General features: G+C 29.9%; 3 protein-coding genes. 2 read left to right on the top strand and 1 reads right to left on the bottom strand.

Annotated elements, in window-relative coordinates; translation table 11 throughout:
* Window positions 1-143 precede the first annotated feature (143 nt).
* Together ACKI67_RS05745 and ACKI67_RS05740 are read left to right on the top strand one after the other, a co-directional pair.
* Window positions 144-1,181 (top strand): hypothetical protein, encoded by a 1,038-nt coding sequence (locus ACKI67_RS05745; protein WP_407462479.1) that lies wholly within the window; start codon window positions 144-146, stop codon window positions 1,179-1,181.
* A gap of 11 nt (window positions 1,182-1,192) precedes the next feature.
* Window positions 1,193-2,296, top strand: a complete 1,104-nt coding sequence (locus ACKI67_RS05740; protein WP_407462478.1) for a hypothetical protein — start codon at window positions 1,193-1,195, stop codon at window positions 2,294-2,296.
* 275 nt (window positions 2,297-2,571) lie between these two features.
* On the opposite strand, the gene ACKI67_RS05735 is transcribed toward ACKI67_RS05740, so the two are convergent.
* Window positions 2,572-3,741: a Cdc6/Cdc18 family protein gene (locus ACKI67_RS05735; protein ID WP_407462477.1), complete on the bottom strand. Its 1,170-nt coding sequence runs from the start codon at window positions 3,739-3,741 to the stop codon at window positions 2,572-2,574.
* Window positions 3,742-4,785: the final 1,044 nt, after the last annotated feature.

The following is a 4,785-nucleotide window of genomic DNA, read 5'->3' as shown; positions in this document are numbered from 1 at the left end:
AGTTCTTTATCATATTGCAATCATCTTAAAATTTTTTAATAAAAAACTAAATTATACTCTTTTTATCATATTATAATGAATATCTAAAATTAAAATTCAAATTGCGCAAGATTTAAATAGTATTTTTAATAATAAAGCTATTAATGAAGATTAAAACTAAAATAAAGAAAAATAATAAGAATAAAAAGTATAGGAAAATTCCCATAAAAACTGTCCTTAAAGATGAAGACGGGAATTTTTCAATAATCATCAGTGGTTTGCTTCTAATCAGTTTCCTTATTCTCTCAATCATTGTCCTAAATACAGCAATTGAACATGAAAATGAAAAGAACGAAATCATATCCTCCAATAATTATCAATATATAATGAACGATTATATCAGAAACATTCCACTTTTGGAACGCGAAGCATTGGAAGAGCTTAGCGAAGATGTGATTAAGAATGAAAGGCCATCTTTGGATTCTGAAAGTGACTTGAAGGATAGAATTGATGAAAAACTTATAGAAAAAAATCAGGAATACTATGATAACTACAATATATTGATAAATTCATCACTGATATCCATTGAAAACACCACTGATCCATTCTCATATAAATTCAAAACCCATATAGCTAGTGTAAAGGGGGACTATTCCTTTGACAATGTCATATCTTCTGATGTTGACTGCATCAATCTAAGAGATCCTGTTCCATTATTGTTTTGCAAAGGCCATAATGGCCTCAGCTGGAATGATACAGACTACAGTTATGGAAATTCGCTGTCTGAATTCCTAAAGTCAAAGGGAGTGGAGAATTACTCCTTTTATGAGAATGCCAGCTCTCCCTTAATTGTCAGGAAATGTCCATATGACCCTTATGCCCATCATGGAGATGACAACGGCAAGATAATGAAGAACTGCAGAGACAACGGATACTATCATGAAAGCAGAGACGGAGCATGCTATCTATGTAGACTTGAAGGAAAAAGCGGTTGTGAACATTATGGATTTGAAACCTTCATCAATCCTCATAGCACAAATGAAACAGGCCGTGTATCTGCATGCGGTAGCGATCATGTAATATTCAGTGATGACATTTATCCTGGAGTGGAAGTCATCTACAATAGTGAAGATGGAATGAATGAAATATTGTATCTTGACCCACATGGCCATAAGGTCAAGTATGGAATGAGTGACTTTTAGGAGGCCAATTAATGATAATAAATCATTTAATCAAAAATAATATTCTTCCATATAAAATAAGGCATTTGATTAAAGACCAATATGGCCTCCTGCACTCCACTGAACTGCTTCTGTCAATCATGCTCCTTCTATTCATAATAGCTGCAATTGCCAATTTAAGTGACAGCCTGAATGAAAAGATTTTAAGTGAAGAGGAGTTCAATACACTTGAAACGATAGCAATAGAGTCATCTGACTATCTCTTGAACAATCCTGGAAATCCTGAAAATTGGGAAGATGATGATGGATTGAATAATGGAATCGTGTCAAATAATATCATTCCAGGACTCGCAGTCAAGAAAAAGAAAGTGGAAAATGGTGAATTTTACAGTGAAAGTGAAAGCGATGAAATGATAATGTCAAATTCAATATCATACAATAAGCTGATGAAGGTGAAAAACAATTATGATGTACTGATAGAGAGGAATCTATTGAATGGTAGCTATCAAAGTTCAATGGCTATTTATCCCTTAAAGAGCAAAATAGGGCCTTTCGTTATGGGAAATTTAGATGATAATGTCAATGATAATGACATTGCAGTTGTAAATAGAACAGTGAAATGTGACTATTATTCCAGTTTTGTATTGTATGATTTCAATGACTTTGAACTCATTGGTGATGATGTTGATGGAGATGAAATCTGCAATCATGATACAAATCCTGATTTGACAAATCATACGAATGATGAAAGATCTCTTTGGCTGTGCAAGAACTTCAGAATCTATAAGAAATCATTGGAAGACTATGATTATTATTTGATAAGTGATGAATCTGTAAAAAGCAGCAACTCATATTGGATTTTGGAAAGCTTGAATAGAACAAATGATGATAAGGAAAGGTTAAATCAAGAAGTGATTGATTTGAATCCATTTTTTATTAATGATATGGAAAATTCATCAGAGGATATATATTCCATTCATTTCAATGTTGATAAAAATCATATAAATGACTTTAAAACAGTTTTAGTGGCCATTCCAAAGAACATGACCAATGAGCTAATATCAAATGGTGAGTTGAAATATGATTACTTTAAGGTTCAGGATGTTAATTTTATAATGAAAATGAGTTATGATTAAAAAAAATGATATAAATGAATATGGAAATTAAATTGCATTAATTTATAATGAAAAAGGAAATTATTTCTAATTTTTATATTACTTTTCATTTAAATGAAAACCATGTTGATTTTATTGTTTACTTTTCACTATACTGAAATTTGTTTGAACTAAATTCATTTTTTAAGAGATAATGAAGTGATATAACAATAGTCGGATATTGTTTTTAATATTAAAAAAAAAAAACAGATGAAAAATAGAAAAAAGTGGTCAAATAATTGACCAAAAAAGTTTAATTAAAGTACATTATAAAGATTTTCTTCCAATAAGTCTGTATCAATCTGGAGATTAATGATATTTGTTCGTCCTTTAGCTCTTCCTTTAGATACAGTATTGGTTGAAATAATACCTAACATCTCCAATTCATTGACAAAGTCAAAGATTCTTCTGTATGTTACGGCATCCCCTTGGGAAATCTCCTTATATGACTCAAACAGTTTGCCTGAAGTGATCTCCTCTTGATCTTGAGTAAGCTTTAGGATAGCTGCAAGGACCCTTTGCTGTTGGGTAGGCAAGGTTACGATTACATCCTTTACCTTATTGTACTCGATTACATCCTTAGCTTCACGGACATATTCACGCAAGACCTTTTCTGATCCTTTGTCAATTGCTATGTCTCCAGCACTTTCCAATAGGTCAAGAGCGTATCTTGCATCCCCTTCCTCTTTTGCAGCCATAGCTGAACATAAAGGAATAACTCCCTCTTCAAGAGTGTCTTCATAAAATGCAAGTTCAGACCTTTCTTCTAGAATATCAGCCAATTGCTGTGCATCATAAGGAGGGAATACGATTTCCTTATCCATCAAACTGCTTGCAACCCTTGGCTTGATGTATTGCTTGAAGTTAAGATAATTACTGATTGATAATATAGCAATATTATCAGTTCTGGTAAGTGTGTATAATAATCCATCTCCATCCTTTTCAAGAAGAATATCAATTTCGTCCAAAATGACTATCAATGTCATGTTTCTGCCGTATACATTTCTTTTCAATATGTCCCTGAATGCATTTACGATTTCCCCTTTGGTCCATCCACGGCTTGGCACCTCTCTACCTAACTTTTGGCATAGGTAGGTTAGAACCTGATATTCTGTATTGAAATCTGTGCATCTTACATATTCCACCTTGATGGAAACAGGCTTGTCTTTTGCTGCATCAATCAACTGTTCCCTTGCGAACTTTGCAGCTGCTGTCTTTCCGGTTCCTGTCTTTCCATATATTGTAATGTTTGATGGAGTAGTTCCCTTTAGCGCTTCAACCCAATACCTTGCAATTGCAGTAATTTGCTCTTTTCTGTGAGGCAAGTTATCAGGCAAGAAACGATGATCTAAAGGTTTCTTGTCTTTGAAGATCTTATCATCCAAAGGCAAGACCTCATCAAGTCCCTCAAAAATATTGTCGCTCATCTTTAATCATCCCATAAATGTAATAAAAGAATTAAATTGAAATAATAATTAATTAATAATTAAATTATAATGAATTAATAATGAATTAACAATTAACAATGAAAATTGATAATAATTAATAATTCAATAATTTTAGAATACTCACTCCCGTGTTCTAAAAATAAAGTTATAAGTTAAATTTAATATTCTAATAAAAATGAATATAATAAAACTAATGCAAAAAAAGATTTTTCATTTTCAATAGTAAAATTTCAACTGTATTACTATTGTTTATCAGATTACATATTTAAAGTTTTTTATCATTTCAGAATTAGTGAACATTCTTAAAAAATAAAACTATGGAAAAACTTTAATAATATGAGTTAAATTGCAAGTGTATTAAAGAGTTTTAATAAGCTGTAATCAGAATTTACAGTTGAAATATATGTCTTTTTTAAAATAAAGTAAATTTTATGATTAAATCAAACCAATTTTAGATATTAAGTAATTTAATTTGTTATAATTTAATAATTATAGCTTAATTAAAAAATTACAGGATAATTATAATTCAATATGAGATTTAAAAGATTATCTGAAATAAAATGATTAATTTTTGGTGAAAAATAGACAGAGAGTACCATTTCAAGTGAAAGCAAATTTGGTAAAAAACGAAAATGAAGGGATATATTTCAAGTGTAAATTTTTCAAACGAAAAAATTAAAAATTATTATTTGAAGTTTAAATCGTGATTGAAGCATTTTAATGAAGAATTTTTCATAAAAAGAGAGACAGTTAAATTGCAAGTGAATACAAATGAAATAGACCCGTCGATTCTTTCAAGACCCTCGAAAACGTTTCACTAGAAACACACCTCTCACTCTCTAAAAAATCATGAAAATCTAGAAGATTTTAACATGAAATCAGCTGAAAAATAAATTGAAAATCGTAAAAAAATAAGAAAATCTAAAACATTAAAATCATAATAAATAAAATAAAATAAAAAATAATATCAATAAAATTAATTTAAATATTAATTAAATAAAAAATAATAATAAATAAAATATT

This window comes from Methanobrevibacter sp., assembly GCF_045577275.1.
GTDB lineage: Archaea > Methanobacteriota > Methanobacteria > Methanobacteriales > Methanobacteriaceae > Methanobrevibacter.
This window is presented reverse-complemented; position numbering and strand designations above follow the sequence as displayed.

Coding starts and splice junctions, on each gene's coding strand:
- ACKI67_RS05745 (WP_407462479.1), top strand. CDS start 144: ATGAAGATTAAAACTAAAATAAAGAAAAATAATAAGAATAAAAAGTAT.
- ACKI67_RS05740 (WP_407462478.1), top strand. CDS start 1,193: ATGATAATAAATCATTTAATCAAAAATAATATTCTTCCATATAAAATA.
- ACKI67_RS05735 (WP_407462477.1), bottom strand. CDS start 3,741: ATGAGCGACAATATTTTTGAGGGACTTGATGAGGTCTTGCCTTTGGAT.